The following is a 17,165-nucleotide window of genomic DNA, read 5'->3' as shown; positions in this document are numbered from 1 at the left end:
CAGGTTTGCGGGAAACGTGGCGCGCGGTCGCACCTCCGACTTACGGTGACAGGCAGTCCGGGGAACGCTCGCCTTTGATCGTCAGTACTGATGATCAAAGGTCGACGTTACCCGGAACGTGCCTGTCACTGCAGGTCAGAGGCATGATCGCGTGTCACGTCGAGCTTTCATGTTCGGTACGGCTCGTGAAAGCACAACAGGAAATAGTTTTTACCTCTAATAAACCGCAAATCGGACGGGACATTACTCAAATCGATCACATGAATGCCAATCTCATGATGTGATCCTTACGCCGCTCAGCGGTAAGGGTTTCAAAGAAAGCATCGATGGGATGATTTACGTCATGAGCGTCGTCGACCTCCTCGAACGGCCGATCTACACGATGAGACAGGTCGATCGCCTGCTTGGCCTGCGCTCAGGCACCGCGCGACGGTGGATCGACGGGTATACCCGCGGTGGCCGCGCCTACGATCCGGTTGTTCGGGAGCGTCACACCGGTGAGGAGATGGCGACCTGGGGCGAGTTCGTCGAGACTCGTCTACTGGCCGGATACCGTGACGCGGGCGTCCCCATCATCAACCTGCGGCCGGCCATGGCAAGACTGCGGGCAGAAACTCGATCACGCTACCCTCTCGCCCACTCGGCGAACTTCGTCACTCCGCACGGCAAGGAGCTCGTCCAGCGAGTCCAAGAGCAGGTCGGCCTGCAGACCGAGCTTCTGCTGGTGGTGCTGCGCAGTGGCCAGCTCGTCATGGCCGATCCCGTGGAGATTTTCGTCAACGCGGTGGAGTTCGACAACGGAACCGCCGTACGTATGCGCCCCGACCCGGGAGTCCCCGAGGTCAAGATCGACCCATTACGGGCATTCGGCGAGCCCGCCGTCAGATCCGTCCCCACCGAGGTGATCGCCGAGCAGGTCAGGGCGGGCGACCCCGAAGAACTGATCTCCGAACTGTACGAACTGTCCCTTGAACAGGTAAATGCCGCAGTCCTGTTCGAGAAGCGCCGCAGCGCCTGACCTTCTGGAAAGTCGTGCCCCCCACAGACCCGCAGAGCCTGCGTTTTTTCGTTGACGAAACCTCCCTCGGCGTCGGCCGGGCCCTATCGCTCCTGCGCAGGGACGTCATCCACACCAACCACCGTCTCATCCCCGAAGTGCCCCTCGGCACCCTGGACGACGACTGGATTCCCCAGGTGGCGACCAGGGACCTGGTGGTGATCACACGTGACAAGCGCATCCGCACCAAGCACGCGAAGACCATGCTCTACGCCGAGAACGGATTACGCGTTTTCTGGATCGCGGGCAAGAAGGACCTGTCCAACTGGGACACCATGTGCCTGCTGACTCGCCGATGGGATGACATCGAGCGGGAGATCAAGGAGCGCGGTCCCGGCCCCTGGTTCATGGCGATCAACGAGACGAAGCTCAGCGACATGCAGATCCGGCTCCGCTGACGGGAGCGAAACCCCTGACCGCTGAAAGCCCTCGGCCACCTGGCCGAGGGCTTCAGTCGTCTCCAGGAGCAGGGTCAGAAGTCGAACTCGCCCTTCTTGGCCCCGTCCACGAATTCGTCAAAGGGTCTCGTCGGCGGTGAAGTCCGCGTGGGCGTAGACGTCCACCGGCGCGGCCGACCGGGTGGCCGGGGTGCTCGCCACCTCTTTGTCACCTGTGGAAACAGTAGGAGCAGGCAGGTCGGCAAATGTTCAACCCGCGGTTAGTGCCTTCCTTTTCCGTGCTGCCGGCAAAGTTCCCCCAACCCTACGTCCCACCCCCTCGCTTCGGCCGGTGGCGTTCTATCCAATAAGCGGATAATCGGCCAGTACATTATTAAAACCACCCACTCCGGGCTGGAAAATATGCGGTCACGGCTTGTTGGGGATTAGGTAAAGTGCGAGCCTTACCGCAGAGGTTTCGGATCCCTTCGGAGGTGGCGGTTTGGTGTCTCGGCCAGATTTGCGTGCCCTGTTCCGCACGAACAGCCGAGCGCTCACCGCTGCGGACATATTCGCCGATCGGGAAGAGGAGTGGTCCGCCGTCGGCCTGAGTCTGGCCGACCTGGTCGCGACGCGTCGCGATCCGGCCTTCGATATCGAAGATGTGCAGGCCCCACGCCAGAACGTGCTGGTGTTCTACGGGGTGGGCGGGATCGGGAAGTCGACACTGTCCAGGCAGATCGCGGAACATCTCGCAGACCCGGGCAACGGACCCGCGCACTGGACGCCATCGGCCCCGGAACTCGGCCGGATCCTGCCCATACGGATTGACCTGTCCCGACAGTCGGGAGCGAGCTTCGAAACAGTGATGCTGGCCGTGCGACTCGCCGTGGCGGATCTGGGGCAGCCGATGCCCGCCTTCGATCTGGCGTTTCACCGCTACTGGGCGCTCAATCACCCGGGCGAGCCGATCGAGGAGTACCTACGGCGGCACACCTTGGTCGCGCGTCTGTCATCGGCGGGAATCCTGCGAGAGCAGATGGACTCGGTGCTCGCAGATCTGTCGCAGGTCGTCACCGGCGTGGGCACCCTGGGAACACTGGTCGGGCAGAGCCTGCGCCTGGTGGTACGGGTGCTGCGTGAGCGGCACCACAGGCTCCGGGCACTGGCCGGATGTCGACGCCTTCCAGATCTGTTGGAGGCCGATCCTGACCAAGACACCCTGTCGTACTACTCGCATCTGCTCGCCTGGGACCTGTCACGGCTACCGGAGGGTAAAACCGCGACGCCGGTTGTTCTCCTGGACACTTTCGAGGATGTCGGGGACCGCGCGCATCGGGATTTCGAACGGTTGATCCAGCGGATGGTCTGGCTCATGCCGAACGCGTTGTTCATCATCACCGGTCGCAACCGTCTTCAATGGGACGATCAACGGTTGGCAGGCCAGCTTGACTGGGTCGGCGGTCACCATTGGCCCGGACTGGTACCGGAGGCCACCGAGAATCCTCGTCAGCATCGCGTGGGATATCTCTCGGAGCACGACAGCGAGGACTATCTCCATCGACGGCTTACGGTAGGAAATCAGCCGTTGATGGACCGGCCCGCCCGGCAGGCGCTGGTGAAGCATTCCCTGGGCCTGCCGCTGTATCTGGATTTGGCGGTACTGCGGTTCCTGGATTTGTACGAGCGGACCGGGCATGCTCCGGATGTGAGCGAGTTCCGGCACGACTTCCCGGTCCTGGTCGCCCGTACCTTCCGCGACCTCACCCCGGACGAACGGCAGATCCTGCGGGCTGTGAGCCTACTGGACTCCTTCTCCATCGAGCTGGCCACCGCGACCGCCGGCATGGACCGCGACGCGGCGGCCCTGCGGCTGGTCGACCGCCCCTTCGTGGAGGTGATACCTGGCGCTGTCTGGCCGTACCAGGTGCATGACCTGGTACGCGCGGCGGTACGGGACGCAGACTCCACCGGCGAGGACCGGTGGAGCGACGCCGACTGGCGACGCGCGGCACAGCGAGCCTTCGACGCGCTCGGCTCCGAGCTGGTCAAGCACAGCGATGACCCGGATCGGCGAGTGCTCCTGGGATGCCTGAGACAGGGGCTTCGGCTGGCCCGGGATTTCGATTTCCCCCTGGGCTGGCTGGCCGATGCGGCGTTCGCTTACGTCGCGGACTATGTGTGGGAACCGGTCGAGCTGGAGGGAGCGCTGACCGTCGACAGTCCATCCGCCGCGTTGGCCGAGACACTGACGGCGATCGCGCAGCGGCAGCGGCAGGACCGCTCTCTGACCGCGGATCGGCTGCACGTGGTGCTGGCCTCTGGGCAATTGCCGTCTGATCTCCTGGAACTGCCGCGCTATTTCCTCGCCGAGTGCGAACGCGATCTCGGGCGAGTGGACGCCTCGATGGAGGGGATGCGACAGGTCGCGGCGGCGGGTGGACGACTGGCGGCGGACGCGAGGCGGGGCATCCTGCATCTGGCACGGCGGGTCGGCCGGTTCCCTCTGGTGCTGGAGACCGCCCACGAGCTCGGCTCCAAAGGTAAGAACCATCGGACTCTGGGAGATCTGTGGTGGACGCAGGGCGACATCACCCTCTCCTGCTCCTCTTATGCCAAGGGACGCGACGAGGCTCTCGCGCTGGGCCAGCGGGGTGAAGCAGCACTCTCCCAGGCATGCCTGGCATTCGCCGCCTCCTTCCAAGACCGGGCCAGGGCGAACGAGCAGATTCTGCAGGGCGAGCAGTTGCTGTCCGGTGTGCACGCCAGGTTCGCCGAGCTTCAGATACGTAACGCCCGACTTCTGATGGAGTGCGGATCGGCGCCGGACCTGCCGGAACGAGCGGAGGAGATCGCCGCGTTGGCCGCCGGAGACGGCCTGTCATCGTGTGTCGCCTATGCCCGCTTCGTAGCGTGCTTCCACGCGGCCATTATCGGCTCTCCCGTACTGGTTCAGGACGGTAGAGCGCGGTTGAGCGAGTGCGTCAGCGGCGCGGAGTTCGCCTACCTGCTGGAACTCGCCCACTACCTGACCGGGGAGGAGGCCCCGGCCGAGCTGCCCCGGGCCGTGTGGATCGATGGGGCCGAGGCGACCCGTAACCGATGGGTGACACTGGTGACGGAGCGCCGCCGCTCACTGTCGGCCTGAATTACCCTGACGCGGGTGGCTACCTACACCTCTCTCGACAAGCTGGATCCCGGCCTGATAACCGCCCGCTACGGCCTGCCCGACCTGGAGCTGGAGGCACTGAGCGGCGGGGCCGCCAACTCCAGTTTCAAGGCGACGAGTGCGGCGGGCACCTTCGTGCTGACCGTACTGGACAACTATGTCGGCCAGGCGGACGCCGACGTGCTCGCCGCACATACCGAGACACTGTTCCGGCTCGGCATGCCTACCGTAGAGATCATCCGTAATCTCGACGGCGACCGGATCTCCATGATCGGTGAGCGCCCGATCCTGCTCAAGCGATGGATCGAAGGCAGGGTCGTTGAGCAGCTCCCCGACCACCTGTACGCCGTAGCCGGTGGCCTCCTCGCCCGGCTCCATCGACTGCCGCCCACTGAGATGCCCGACCTGCCCGTCGGCACCCGGCGGCTCTCCGCCGCGCAGCAGGCGCTGATCTCGGAGTTTCCGGACCGTGAGTTCGCCGCCTGGCTGACCTTCCGGTTGGCGGAGCCAAGGCTAACGTCCATGATCCACCTGGCCACGGCGAACGTCATCAGCCACGGCGACGTGTTCACCGACAACCTCATCGTCAGGCCCGACGACAGCCTGGCCCTCATCGATTGGGAGACCGTCTCGCTCGACAGCGCCTTGGTGGACCTGGGCATGACGCTCCTGGGACTTGCCAAGGTCGACGGCCGGCTCGACCGGGCACGGTCCCACAAGATCGTCGCGGGCTACCTGGCGGAGCGGACGCTATCCGCAGAAGAGCTCGCTGCGCTCCCGGCCTCGGTCGAGTACGCGGCCCTGATCATCGCCTTTCACCGGTACCACCGGCACAATATCCGCTTCCCATCCGAGCGGAAGAGCCACCTGCACATCGAGATGATCGGTTTCGTCGAATCCCTGACGGATTTCGCGGCGGACATCTCCTGAGCCGTGTTCAGCCAAGTGCGAGTTTCGCTACGCCTCTCACTCCAGCGGTTGGATCACCGGGGGGGGAATCATCTAACCGTCCATGGCCGACCACGAACTTAAACGCGGTCGAAGAGGGGGTGGATGTCCGAGCGCAGCAGCAGCCCGTTGTCCAGGCGGTGCTCGCCCCCGGCGGAGAGCGGATAACGGTGCATGGGAAAGCCCCCGGCAACGACCAGGAGCTTCCCCCTACGGCAGGGAGCGAGAATCAGAAGTCGAACTCGCCCTTCTTGGCACCGTCCACGAAGGCGTCCCAGACGCTCGCGCTCACCACGAACGGCGCCCGCTCGGGAGCCTCGGTGTCCCGCAGGCCCACCCGACCACCCGACAGCGGGGCCACCTCCAGGCAGTTGCCCTGATTGGCTCCGCTCTTGGTGGCCTTACGCCAGGTTGCGGTCTCCAGCTCATCACTCAGGTCCACAGTTTCTCCGCCTCTCTGATCAACTCGATGGACATGTGCTGAGGTTGCGCCTCGGCTCGCAGAGTGTCGTACTTGCTATGGATAGCTTCGATGTCTTCCGGGCGACTTGTCACGTTTCCGTGAATTATGGACTCAATGTAGACGCTATCTGGGCTTCCCAGAAGCTGCGCGATAGCGAAACCGCCAAGAAGTCCTGTCATCACCCCCAGCTTCAAGGGAATGATCTGGATGCCGATTCGCGGGGACTCTACCGCCTCCGCGAGGCGCTCGAGTTGCCGACGCATGATTTCCTTGCTGCCGACCAAACGGTGTAGAACGCCTTCGTCCAGCACCGCACGGAACAGCGGCGGGGTGTCGCGAGCGAAGATCTCCTGCCGCTTCATACGGGCCACGACAGCCTTCTCTGTTTGCTTGTTGGTTATGCCAGGCTCGCTCCGGATAACCGCTCGCGCGTACTCCTCGGTCTGCAGCAGACCTGGAACGAGGAGCGGTTCCCAGGTATGCAGGGAATGCGCTTCCTGCTCGATGTCCAGCCAGCCTCGGAACCACCGGGGGCTCGCCGAGCGGGTGAGGTGTTCCCAGAGTCGGACGAGCTCCCCGCCCGCGTCCATGGCCTCGTCGTAGCGCTCCATGAAGTTCCGGCCGGCCCTGCGCTGCCCTCGCTCGATGAAGCCGATCAGGCTCGCGCTGAACTGGATGACCTCCGCCAGACGCTCTATGGAGATACCTGTTCTTTTTCGGTGTTTACGAAGTTCGGCCCCCAAAAGGACTAGAGGCTTCATAGAAGGATCGGGTTCATAGAAAACGGACATTTCAGCTCCGTCCTGTGGGGGCGCTACTCCGGCAACACAGAAAAACACAGTCCACTACAAAGTGTCCTGGTGGTGTGCGGGGAGTTTCGGTACCTAACGTAGCCGGTCGAGGGCACCCTGTGAAGGGACAGAAGGCGCGAGAAAACCATCGGATAAGCCCTCCTACCACATGCCGCGAAAGACCCCACAAACCCGTCGCCAAAATAATTGGCTATGTCCGGAAAAGAGGGCGGGAAATGACGCCGAGGTGCCGGAACATGCGACATCGACAGGTAGTTCATGCATCCGCCGGATACAGACCTGTCACCACTCGGCAAGCCCTGACCGGACAGGCGGAAGTCACCTGACGCAGGCACAAACACCCGGACAGCACCGCTCCCGCCCCGGAAACACAGTCCCCACCGCAGAAACGAAAGCGGGACCCGCCACGGCATCGCAGGCCGGGACGAGTCCCTTGACCGGACATCGGAGGTCCGACCCGATGCATCACCCTAGAGGAAACCCCCGGCCCATCAGGGTCCGTTGGCACGCGAACCGGCCGCCGATGCCCCTCGGCTGTCGCTGGTGCGGTCATCCCCCGTACGCGCACGAGGCCGCCAGCCTCCCGCACCGCGCCCACCACCACTGGGAGCAGCCCACCCCCGCCCAGGTGCACGCCCGGATGACCACCCGCCGCCGCCTCGGCCTCTCCGGCCACCCACCGGTCGCGACGCCCATCCGTTCGATCCCCGGCCCCACACCTCCCGTCGTTTCCCCGGTGCGACTCCCGGAGGTCTCCCCCGGCCGGCACCGGCGGCCGGAGCAGTCCGGGGTCACGGCCGCCGTGCCGTACCGGCGTGGACGGCCGCCGGGTTCCCGTACCCCCGGCAAGCACACCCCGTACCGGCAGGGGGCGACGGCATGAACGGACGCGAGCCACAGCCCCGGCAGAGCGGGCGGCACCGGCGCGGGACCGTCACCGAGCAGGTCGGCTCCCGGCCCTGGGACCCGGCCGAACGGGCCTGTGCCGAGCAACTCGACCAGGTCGAGCCCGCCTGGACCGTCTGGTACGGCCCCGGCACCCGGCACTTCCACGCCGTCGCAATCTGGCCCACTCCCGTACCCCTGAGCGTGCGGGCCCGCACCGCCGACGAGCTACGCGCCCTGATGCGCGAGGCCGAACACAGCACACCACCACCCCAAGGAGGGACCATGCCCGAGACCTCTGACACACCGCACCCCCCGGACGACCCTCGCACCGTCTGCTGGGATCTGCCGCACGACCTGCCGATCGTCGGCAAGGCCCGCGCCATGGTGCGCGAGACCCTCGTCGCCTGGGTGCTGCACCAGCTCGTCGACGACGTCGTCCTGGTGGTCGGCGAGCTGCTCGCCAACGCGATCATCCATGGCGAGCCCGTGATCAGGCTCTCCCTGTGGGCCGACGCCGACGAGTTCCAGGTCCAGGTCACCGACCGAGGCCCCGGACAGCCACGCCACCTCACCCTGGATCCCGAGTCCCTGCACGGTCGCGGCCTGACCATCGTCAGGGCCCTGGCCCACGACACCGGCGTCACCGTCCTCCCCAACCGCCCCGGAAAAACCGTCTGGGCCCGCTGGCGTCTTCCCCGTCAAACCGCGGCTACCCGGGCATCGTCCTGAACCTCAGGAGCCGCTCAGCGCGTCCGCGCAGGCGTCCGAAATCAGCGATGTGCAATGCGATTGATATATCGAAGACCGACACATTCTCGAACGCGAGTATTTGTGATGTCGCCAGCGGCGGCGAGTGCGGCTTCTAACCTCTGCCTGAACGATGTCCAGGTCGCGTAGCGGGTCGTCTCCAGGGTGAGATGCTTCCGACCGACCACGATGGACCAGGCACCGTCCAGGTCGGTCAGTCGATACTGGGGAAGCAGCTCGCTGGAGGCCCCCGTCGCCGTCATCGTGACGACCTGCTGCTGCTCCGTCAGAAGCCGCGGGTAGTGAAGTGCGGCCCGGCAGGTCATGAACATCCGAGAGATCGTTCCCTTGCCGTTCCCTCGGAGCTATTTTGAGGAGTTCAAGAAATCCCCATCCACAGGTAAACAAGCGAGGGCCATGACGACGCCGAGCCAGCCGCCGTTGCTTCGGGAGTTCATCGACATTCCCGAGGGGATGAGCGACAGCGATTTCGTGCTCAAGCTCGCCGAGGGGGTGACCGACGCCGAGTCGACGCTTCGCGACTACGTCATCACCGAGGACCTGGTCGCGAACTTCGATCGAGCCCTCGGGCTGATCAAGGCGGCGGTCACCGGGCACAGCTCGAAGGCCGCCTACCTGCACGGATCGTTCGGCGCCGGTAAATCCCACTTCATGGCTGTGCTGCACGCGCTGCTGCGCGGGGAGAAGGCCGCGCGAGAGCGGGTGGAGTTCGCCGGGCTGCTGGCCAAGCACGACTGGCTGGTCGGCAGGCGCTTCCTGCTTGTACCGTTCCACCTGCTCGACGCCAAGTCGCTGGAGCACCGGGTGCTGGGACGCTACGTCGACTACGTCCGCTCCCTCGAACCCGACGCGCCCATCCCCTCCGTACACCGCACCGACTCCCTGCTGGCACAGGCGGCCCACCTCCGCGCGCGGATCGGCGACGAGGCGTTCATCCAAGGGCTCCCCGGTGGCGACGAGGTCGACGAGTGGGGCGAACCCAGGCCGTCCTGGACCCCCGAGCAGCTCGACTCCGCCTTCGCCGGTTCCCACGCCGACGCCTCCGACGGCCACGACGAGCATCCGATCGTGCTGACCGCCGAGGACGAGCTCCGGCGCAGGCTGGTGAACGAGCTGCTGCAGACCTGGAACACGGGGTTCTTCACCAACGCCAAGGAGGACGCGGAGGGGTTTGTCTCCCTGGACCGGGGGCTGCTGGAGATCAGCAGGCACGCCAAGGACCTCGGCTACGACGCGCTGATCCTCTTTCTCGACGAGCTCGTCCTCTGGCTCACCAACTCGGTGGGTGATCCGAAGTTCGTGTCCCGTGAGGTACAGAAGATCACGAACTTCGTGGAGTCCGGCGACGCGACCCGCCCGATCCCGGTCATCAGCCTCATCGCCCGCCAGCGCGACCTGCGCGACCTGATCGGCGAGGAGGTGGTCGGCGCCGTCGAGCTGGGCTTCCAGGACACGCTCGACCTGGCCAAGAGCCGCTTCGACACCATCACGCTGGAGGACCGCGACCTGCCGGTGATCGCCCAGCAGCGACTGCTCACCGCGAAGGACGACGCGTCCGCCACCGCACTGGCCCGCGCGTTCGACCAGACCAGCAAGGTCCGGCGCGAGGTCTGGGACACCCTGCTCGGCTCCGGCAACGCCACCGGCGCCGACATCGACGCCTTCCGCAGGACCTATCCCTTCAGCCCCGCCTTCATGGACACCCTCGTCCACATCTCCAGCGCGCTCCAGCGCTCCCGTACGGCGCTGAAGCTGATGCGGCGGATCCTGATCCGCCGTCGCGACGACCTGCGGCTGGGCGACCTGATCCCGCTCGGCGACCTCTACGACGTGATCTCCGAGGGTGGCGACGAGCCGTTCACCCAGAAGCTCAAGGTCGAGTTCGAGGCCGCGCAGAAGCTGTACGACACCAAGCTCCGCCCGTACCTGCTGGGCCGCTACGGCGACCTCACCGAGGACGAGATCGCCAGGGTGCGACGCGGCACCGAGACCGACCCCCGGCCGGCCGGGCGAGTACGGGCGTTCACCGGCGACGACCGGCTGATCAAGACGCTGCTGCTCTCCGCGCTCGCGCCGACGGTGCCCGCGCTGCACAACCTGACCGCGAGCCGCCTCGCCGCCCTCAACCACGGCAGCGTCACCAGCCCGATCTCCGGTGGCGAGGTCGGGCTGGTGGCGCGCAAGGTCGAGGAGTGGGCCGGTCAGTTCAATGAGATCAAGTTCGCCAAGGCCGACGATCCGGGGGTCGGCCTCGAACTCGTCGGCGTCGACATCGACTCCATCCTGGACAACGCCCGCAACGCGGGAGCCGACACCACCGGCACCCGGAAGAACCTGATCAGGAAGCTCCTGTACAAGGAGCTGGGCGTGACCGAGACCGAGCAGTACGGCGGCGACCGGTTCGAGCTCGCCTGGCGCGGCAGCAAGCGGTCCGTGGAGGTCGTCTTCGGCAATATCCGCGACCACGACGACCTCCGGGAGGACGCCTTCCACCCGGCCGACCCGACGAGCTGGCGGGTCATCGTCGACTACCCGTTCGACGAGGGCGACTACACCCCCGCCGACGACCGCAACCGGGTGCAGCTCATGTTCGCGAACGGCTTCCGTGACCGCACGCTCTGCTGGGTGCCCGCCTCCCTGTCCGCCGAGCGCACCCAGGACCTGCGCAGGCTGGTGACGATCGAGTACGCCCTGCACGGGAAGCGGTTCGACGAGGTCGCCAAGGACCTCAACCCCACCGACCGGCACCGGGCCCGCCAGACCCTCACCGGCCAGGGCGTCGTGCTCTCGAACAAGCTGGCCGAGACACTCCGGCAGGCGTACGGCCTGACCGGCAAGCAGCAGGGCGACGTCGTCACCGGCTTCGACGACCACCTGCTCTCGCTGTCGGAGGAGCTGAACCCCCGCCTGCCCTCCGGCGCGTCCCTGGCAGACGCCATGGGTGGCCTGGCCGGGCAGATGCTGACCTGCCAGTTCCCCGCCCACCCCGACTTCGACCCCGACCGCGTCGGCGCCGCCGCCGTGGTGAAGGCGGCCGACGCCAGGCTGGTGCTCGACTACGTCCGCAAGGCCGTCGAGGCACCCGACGGGCGGGTGGAGGTCGACAAGCCACACCGCGCCACGATGCGCCGCGTCGCCAACCCGCTGCTGCTCGGCGAGATGCACGAGGCCGCGTTCGTCCTCGGCTCGCACTGGCGCGGCCACTTCAACCGGTGCGCGGCACAGGACCGGGTGACCGGCGACCTCAAGATCCCCGTGCTGCTCGACTGGATCGACCGGCCGGAACGGCGTGGCCTGGACCGGCTCGTCGCCCACCTGGTGATCGCCTGTTTCGCCGAGCAGACCGACCGGTCCTGGACCCAGCACGGCGGTCCGGTCAATCCCGAGCTCACCCAGATCAGGGACGACATGGCACTCCGCGAGGAGAGCCTGCCCGGCGAGAAGGCCTGGGAGACCGCGCGCCGACGGGCGATGGAGATCTTCGGCCGGAACCCTCCCGTCGCACGCCGGGCGCGGCTGGCCGGACTTTTCGCCCGCGAGCTCTCCGACGACGCGCGCCGCCACCGCGACAACGCGCACGCCCTGGTGACCGAGCTGGAGAACCGCGGGGACCTGCTCGGACTCGGCCTCGACGCGCGGGAAGGGCGGCTGCGGACCGCCCGCCAGGCCGCCGACCTGCTCGACGGGCTGGGGTCGCGGCACGGCAAGCTGGAGATCATCGAGCAGCTCGCGTCCGCCGACGTCGGCGAGGCCCCGCAGCGGGTGGGCAGGAGCATCAAGAGCGCGGCGGCGGTGGTGACCGCCCTGCGTACCGCTCGCTGGGACAACTTCGCCCATCTCGCCGACCTGGGCGAACCGTTCAAGGCCAGGGCCGAGCTGATCATCGGCGAGCTGCGCCAGGTGGCTCTCGCCGACGAGCTGACCCTCCCGCTGGCCCCGGCACTGGCTCGGGCGGGCTCGGCCGCGGGAGACCTGATCCGCGAGGCGATCCGCCGCCCCCCGGACCCCGTCCCGGACCCCCTAGGTCCTGGCCCCGTTCCCAAGCCCCCACCCGGCCCCCGGCCGGAGGTCATCTACAGCGGGCCGGTCTCACGGCTGGAGGAGCGGCTGTCGCGGCTGCTCACGGATGCCCGTACCCTCTCGGAGGCCAACCCCGACCTGGAGTCGAGGCTCACCGATCTACTCACCCAGGCGCGCGCCCTCGCGAAGGCGGATCCCGGCGCCGACGTCGAGATCTCCATGCGATCGGTCCCCCGCCGGTGAGCCCGGCCCCGGTCGCCTCCCGGCCGCTGCCCATCACGATCGCCGCCCTGGAGCAGGAGGTCGCCCGGCTGCTGCGCAGATACGCCAAGAGCGACCAGCGGGTGCTGCTCATCCGTGCCGCCCCCGACTGGGCGGGCGCGGACGAGACCACGCTGGACGGGCGGACCGTGCGCATCGCCGCGTGTGTGTCGCCCCTGGCGGTCATGGAGCAGGTCACGACACACCTGGACCGCGACGACGACAGCGGCGGCGATGACGACGGCGGCTCCGTGCTGGTGGTGCTCACCGACGCCGAGGAGAGCACGCTCGGAGTCGGTCTGCTGAGCAGGGTGATCCGGCAGCGGATCTTCGTGGTGGAGCCCTGGCGGCTGGTCGAGGAGAGCTTCGGCGCACAGCGGACGGACCCCCGGCTGGTGGCGGAGGGCTGGGCGGCCGAGGCCCTGATCGACGCGATGCCTCCCGGCGGGTGGCCACGACTGACCGGCGCCATGCTGACCCGGGAGACCGCGCTCGGGCAGCTCGCGGCCCGGCGGCTCCGCCTCGACCGGCTGGGCATCGACGCCGACGAGCTGAGCGCCGCCGCGCTGCTGCTCTGGAGTTCGGACGCCGCCGCGGTGGAGGCGTTCCGCGGCCTGCGGGAGGCCGAGCGCAAGGGCCTGCGGTCGTGGCTCCGCGAGACCGCCGGCAGCACCGTCGATGTGCTGTTCCAGCTCGTGGACGACGGCCACGCCTCCGACGCCCTCGCGCTGGGCCTGGTCTGCGGCGCGCTCTGGAACCCTGCCGCGGAGGGCGTCGCGCAGCGCGCCCAGGGGGGCGCGCTCGCCTACATCTCGGCCATGAGCGCGGACACCTCTGCGCGCAATGGCCCGCCCCCCTCGGTGGAGGACGCGAGCATCCGCGCCTTCGCCGCCACCGCCGAACGTTTCGTGGCCTGGATGCTCCGCGACGGGGGTGACACGGGCGAGGCACGTCTGGCGCACTCCACCCTGGAGCGGGCCGAGGACCTCGTCGTCCAGTTCGGTGCCAGGGCCGCCGCCCGGCACAGCGACCTGCTCCGCTCCGGCTTCGAGGACAGAATCGACGATGTCGCGTCCGCGCTGTCGGCGGCACTCGAAGAGCGCTCGGCACAGAGCCTGGCGGTGCTGGCCGACGCGGTCGCGGGGCTGCGGACGCACGTGCTCGCCAGAGCGGAGAGCCACCGGGTGCGCCGCGCCGAGATGGCTCAGCGGCTCCTCCAGTGGCTGGTACGGCCACATGTCACGGCCGAGCTCATCGGCGGCGTCGGCCCGGCCGTACAGGCACAGATCGACGAGTGGGGCTGGGTCGACCGTGCCCGCGACGACCTCTGGCTCGGTGAGCCGCACCACAGACCTTTGAAGGAGGCGTACCGGAGGCTCCACGACCTCGTCCACGCCCGAGGACACGAGCTGAACAGGGCGTTCGCCGAGAAGCTCGCCGCCTGGACCGCCACAGGACCCGGTGACCTGCTCACCGTCGACACCGTGCTCCCGCGCGTGGTGGCGCCCCTCGTCGCGGACAGGTCCGACCGGAGCCGTCCGCTGCTGTTCGTCGTCCTGGACGGGATGAGCGCCGCCGTCGCCACCGAGCTGGCCGAGGAACTCCGCGAGCGGAACTGGGAGGAGTACGACCCGGTGCCGGGCTCCGGAGGCCGGGCACGCAGGCGTGCGGTGGTGGCGGCGATCCCCACCCTGACCAGGGTCTCCCGGGCCAGCCTGTTCGCCGCCCGCCTCGTCACGGGGGGCGCCGCCGAGGAGCGCAAGGCGTTCGAGAACCACCCGTTCTGGAGAGGCCGGACGGTCCGGCTGTTCCACAAGGGCAGCCTCTCCGGCGCTGCGGGCGAATCCCTGGGAGAGGAGTTGACCACGGCGCTGGAGGACGTGTCGACGCACGTCGGTGTGGTGCTGAACACGATCGACGACACGCTGGACAAGGGCAGGGGTCGGGTCGACGAGGCGTGGGGGGTGGCCGACGTCGGAATCCTGCGTACCCTGCTGCACCACGCCCGGCTCCAGGGCAGAGCGGTCATCCTGACCAGCGACCACGGCCACGTACTGGAGCGGGGCGGCACACTGCGTACCGTCCCCGATCCCCGCTCGGCCCGCCACCGCGACGCCGGAGCGCCGGTCGGCGAAGGCGAGGTGGAGCTCACCGGTCCGAGGGTGGCGGGCGGGCGTCTCGTCGCGCTCTGGGACCCCTGCCTGCGCTACCTGCCCAGCAAGGCCGGTTACCACGGTGGTGCCTCGCTGGCCGAGGTCACGGTCCCGCTGCTCGCGTTCCTCCCGCTCGGCTCCTCGGTGCCCGACGGGTGGCGGGCCCTGCCCGACCAGCGTCCCGAATGGTGGTCACTGGAGGCAGCGCCCCCGCCGCCTCCGGTGCCTCCGGTGCCGCAGGCCCCCGCCGGACCCCGTACCAAGGGCAGGAAGACCCCGCAGATCGCACAGGGCCCGACGCTGTTCGACGACTTCGACGAGGGGGCGGGCTCGGCCGCGTTCGACGAACCCGCGGCCTCGAACCCGAACGAGACCCTGGTGACCGACCTGCTCGCCACCGAACTGTTCGCGGCGCAACACCAGATGATGCCGCGCAGGGTGCCGAAGGCGAAGATCCACGCCGTGTTGCTCGCCCTGCTGGACGCGGGCGGCCCGCTCCCCCTTCCGGTCGTGGCCCAGAGCTCGGGAGAGCACACCGTACGGGCGGCGGGGTTCGTCGCCACGCTCCAGCGGATCCTCAACGTCGACAACTATCCGGTGCTCTCCATCACCGACAATGGCCGGAGCGCCCGGCTCGACGCACATCTGCTGAGAGAGCAGTTCGGGCTCGGGAATCCGCGGAACTGAGAGGACGGCCGTCGTGACAGCAGACGTGTCGGTGAGTGCCGTCCGGCGGCGCGAGGTGATCGACGCGCTCCGGCAGGGGGCCGTGCCGCAGGCGGGTCTCGACCTGCTCGCGGTCGGCCTCGGCCGGTTCGGCGACACCGTCGGCGACGAGCTGGACACCCTGGCCTCCGGCGGCTCGGTCTTCAAGGCGGTCAGGGGTGAGTACGGCTCGGGGAAGACCTTCTTCACCCGCTGGCTCGCCGAGCAGGCCAAGCGCAGGGGCATGGCGACGGCCGAGGTCCAGGTTTCGGAGAACGAGACCCCGCTGCACCGGCTGGAAACCGTCTACCGGCGACTGACCGAACGCCTCTGCACGGCGAGTTACCCGCCCAGCGCCCTGCGGCCCGTCGTGGACGCGTGGTTCTACGTACTCGAAGAGGACGCGCTCACCGCCGGCGCCGACCCCTCGGAGCTCGGGCAGGCGGTCGAGGAACTGCTCGCCGAGCGGCTGGCCGGGGTGAGCCGGTCCGCACCCACCTTCGCGGCGGCCCTGCGCGGTTACCGGGGTGCCTCGGCCGCCGGGGACGCGGCGACCGCCGACGCGATCCTGGCGTGGCTGGGCGGCCAGCCGAACGTCGCCGCCGCCGCACGTCGCACGGCCGGTGTCCGAGGCGATCTCGACCACTTCGGCGCGCTGGGCTTCGTCCAGGGGCTGCTGACCGTGCTGCGCGACTCCGGCCATCCCGGCCTGGTACTCGTGCTGGACGAGGTCGAGACCCTGCAACGGGTCAGATCCGACGCCCGGGACAAGGCGCTCAACTCACTGCGGCAGCTCATCGACGAGGTCCACTCAGGCCGCTTCCCCGGCCTCTACCTGCTGATCACCGGGACGCCCGCCTTCTTCGAGGGGCCGCAGGGCGCGCAGCGGCTGGCGCCCCTCGCGCAGCGGCTGGCCACCGACTTCACCGGAGATCCGCGCTTCGACAATCCCCGGGCCATCCAGATCCGGCTACCGGGCTTCACCCTCGACTCCCTCGGCGAGCTGGGAACCAGGGTCCGTGACCTCTACGCCGGTGGAGCCTCCGTACCCGGCCGGATCGCCTCGGTCGTGGACGACGGCTACCTGGCGGACCTCGGCCGTGCGGTGACGGGAGAGCTGGGCGGCCAGGTGGGGGTCGCGCCGCGCCTGTTCCTGCGCAAGCTCGTCGACGTCATGGACCGCGTCGACCAGTTCGAGGAGTTCGACCCCCGGCGGCACTACGCGCTCACCCTGGCCGCCTCGGAGCTGACCGAGGTGGAGCGGAACGCGATGTCGGCGGACGCCGTGGAACTGGACCTGTGAACGATCCGGCGCATCCCCCTCTGGCACCCTCGGAGCCGACCGACATGGAAACAGATCTGTGAGCGACCCTGCGCATCTGCACCCCACTCTGGCGCACCATGTCGTCAACACGCTCGGGTGGCCGTCGCTGCGCCCCCTACAGCAGCGGGCGCTGGGGCCGCTCGCCTCGGGACAGGACGCCCTGCTGCTCGCGCCCACGGCGGGAGGCAAGACCAAGGCGTCCGGGGTGGGCTCCGCCCTT

Annotated in this window: 13 protein-coding genes; 9 read left to right on the top strand and 4 right to left on the bottom strand. The window is 68.2% G+C overall.

Translation table 11 applies throughout. The annotated features are described in order from the left end of the window. Positions 1-343 precede the first annotated feature (343 nt). From OIE13_RS00770 to OIE13_RS00755, 4 genes are all read left to right on the top strand, one after another. Complete coding sequence (locus OIE13_RS00770; protein WP_326829408.1) at positions 344-1,018, top strand: DUF433 domain-containing protein; 675 nt, start codon at positions 344-346, stop codon at positions 1,016-1,018. Between the two features lie 14 nt (positions 1,019-1,032). Beyond that, positions 1,033-1,455, top strand: coding sequence for a hypothetical protein (locus tag OIE13_RS00765; protein WP_326829407.1), 423 nt, complete (start codon positions 1,033-1,035; stop codon positions 1,453-1,455). A 484-nt stretch (positions 1,456-1,939) separates the two neighbouring features. Next, a complete protein-coding gene (locus tag OIE13_RS00760) occupies positions 1,940-4,582 on the top strand; it encodes a hypothetical protein (RefSeq protein ID WP_326829405.1) in 2,643 nt (880 codons plus the stop codon). 15 nt (positions 4,583-4,597) lie between these two features. Beyond that, positions 4,598-5,533 carry a phosphotransferase gene (locus OIE13_RS00755; protein ID WP_326829403.1) on the top strand — a complete coding sequence of 312 codons (936 nt, stop codon included), beginning with the start codon at positions 4,598-4,600 and terminating at the stop codon, positions 5,531-5,533. Between the two features lie 98 nt (positions 5,534-5,631). On the opposite strand, the gene OIE13_RS00750 is transcribed toward OIE13_RS00755, so the two are convergent. The 3 genes from OIE13_RS00750 to OIE13_RS00740 are packed head-to-tail and all read right to left on the bottom strand — an operon-like array spanning position 5,632 to position 6,805. After that, complete coding sequence (locus tag OIE13_RS00750; RefSeq protein ID WP_326829402.1) at positions 5,632-5,727, bottom strand: HNH endonuclease; 96 nt, start codon at positions 5,725-5,727, stop codon at positions 5,632-5,634. Positions 5,728-5,780: 53 nt separating this feature from the next. Then, entirely contained in the window at positions 5,781-5,993 is a 213-nt protein-coding gene (locus OIE13_RS00745) for a DUF397 domain-containing protein (RefSeq protein WP_326829401.1), read from the bottom strand. Further along, on the bottom strand, positions 5,984-6,805 hold the full coding sequence (locus OIE13_RS00740) for a helix-turn-helix domain-containing protein (RefSeq protein ID WP_326829400.1): 822 nt from the start codon (positions 6,803-6,805) through the stop codon (positions 5,984-5,986). The genes OIE13_RS00745 and OIE13_RS00740 overlap by 10 nt, the downstream gene beginning before the upstream one ends. Positions 6,806-7,349: 544 nt before the next feature. Between OIE13_RS00740 and OIE13_RS00735 the strand changes: the two genes are divergently transcribed. Next, positions 7,350-7,709, top strand: coding sequence for a hypothetical protein (locus tag OIE13_RS00735; protein WP_326829399.1), 360 nt, complete (start codon positions 7,350-7,352; stop codon positions 7,707-7,709). Beyond that, positions 7,706-8,443, top strand: a complete 738-nt coding sequence (locus tag OIE13_RS00730; protein WP_326829398.1) for an ATP-binding protein — start codon at positions 7,706-7,708, stop codon at positions 8,441-8,443. The genes OIE13_RS00735 and OIE13_RS00730 overlap by 4 nt, the downstream gene beginning before the upstream one ends. 41 nt (positions 8,444-8,484) lie before the next feature. On the opposite strand, the gene OIE13_RS00725 is transcribed toward OIE13_RS00730, so the two are convergent. Next, on the bottom strand, positions 8,485-8,793 hold the full coding sequence (locus tag OIE13_RS00725) for a TIGR04255 family protein (protein WP_326829397.1): 309 nt from the start codon (positions 8,791-8,793) through the stop codon (positions 8,485-8,487). Between the two features lie 85 nt (positions 8,794-8,878). Between OIE13_RS00725 and OIE13_RS00720 the strand changes: the two genes are divergently transcribed. Genes OIE13_RS00720 through brxD form a run of 3 tightly spaced genes read left to right on the top strand, consistent with a single transcriptional unit; the run spans position 8,879 to position 16,924 of the window. Further along, positions 8,879-12,745, top strand: coding sequence for a hypothetical protein (locus OIE13_RS00720; protein ID WP_326829396.1), 3,867 nt, complete (start codon positions 8,879-8,881; stop codon positions 12,743-12,745). Then, the gene (gene pglZ / locus OIE13_RS00715) at positions 12,742-15,603 is read left to right on the top strand and encodes a BREX-2 system phosphatase PglZ (protein ID WP_326829395.1); all 2,862 of its coding nucleotides are present in this window, start codon (positions 12,742-12,744) and stop codon (positions 15,601-15,603) included. The genes OIE13_RS00720 and pglZ overlap by 4 nt, the downstream gene beginning before the upstream one ends. Positions 15,604-15,616: 13 nt before the next feature. Then, a complete protein-coding gene (brxD, locus tag OIE13_RS00710) occupies positions 15,617-16,924 on the top strand; it encodes a BREX system ATP-binding protein BrxD (protein ID WP_326829394.1) in 1,308 nt (435 codons plus the stop codon). Positions 16,925-17,165 lie beyond the last annotated feature (241 nt).

It is taken from the genome of Streptosporangium sp. NBC_01810, from assembly GCF_035917355.1.
In the GTDB taxonomy this organism is placed as follows: domain Bacteria; phylum Actinomycetota; class Actinomycetes; order Streptosporangiales; family Streptosporangiaceae; genus Streptosporangium.
Note: the sequence above shows the minus strand (reverse complement) of the source record. Positions and strands in the feature narration are given on the sequence as shown.

Excerpts from the sequence above, each read along its gene's own strand:
- OIE13_RS00770 (WP_326829408.1), top strand. The coding sequence starts at position 344 with ATGAGCGTCGTCGACCTCCTCGAACGGCCGATCTACACGATGAGACAG.
- OIE13_RS00750 (WP_326829402.1), bottom strand. The coding sequence starts at position 5,727 with ATGCACCGTTATCCGCTCTCCGCCGGGGGCGAGCACCGCCTGGACAAC.
- OIE13_RS00740 (WP_326829400.1), bottom strand. The coding sequence starts at position 6,805 with ATGTCCGTTTTCTATGAACCCGATCCTTCTATGAAGCCTCTAGTCCTT.
- OIE13_RS00735 (WP_326829399.1), top strand. The coding sequence starts at position 7,350 with ATGCCCCTCGGCTGTCGCTGGTGCGGTCATCCCCCGTACGCGCACGAG.
- OIE13_RS00730 (WP_326829398.1), top strand. The coding sequence starts at position 7,706 with ATGAACGGACGCGAGCCACAGCCCCGGCAGAGCGGGCGGCACCGGCGC.
- OIE13_RS00725 (WP_326829397.1), bottom strand. The coding sequence starts at position 8,793 with ATGTTCATGACCTGCCGGGCCGCACTTCACTACCCGCGGCTTCTGACG.
- OIE13_RS00720 (WP_326829396.1), top strand. The coding sequence starts at position 8,879 with ATGACGACGCCGAGCCAGCCGCCGTTGCTTCGGGAGTTCATCGACATT.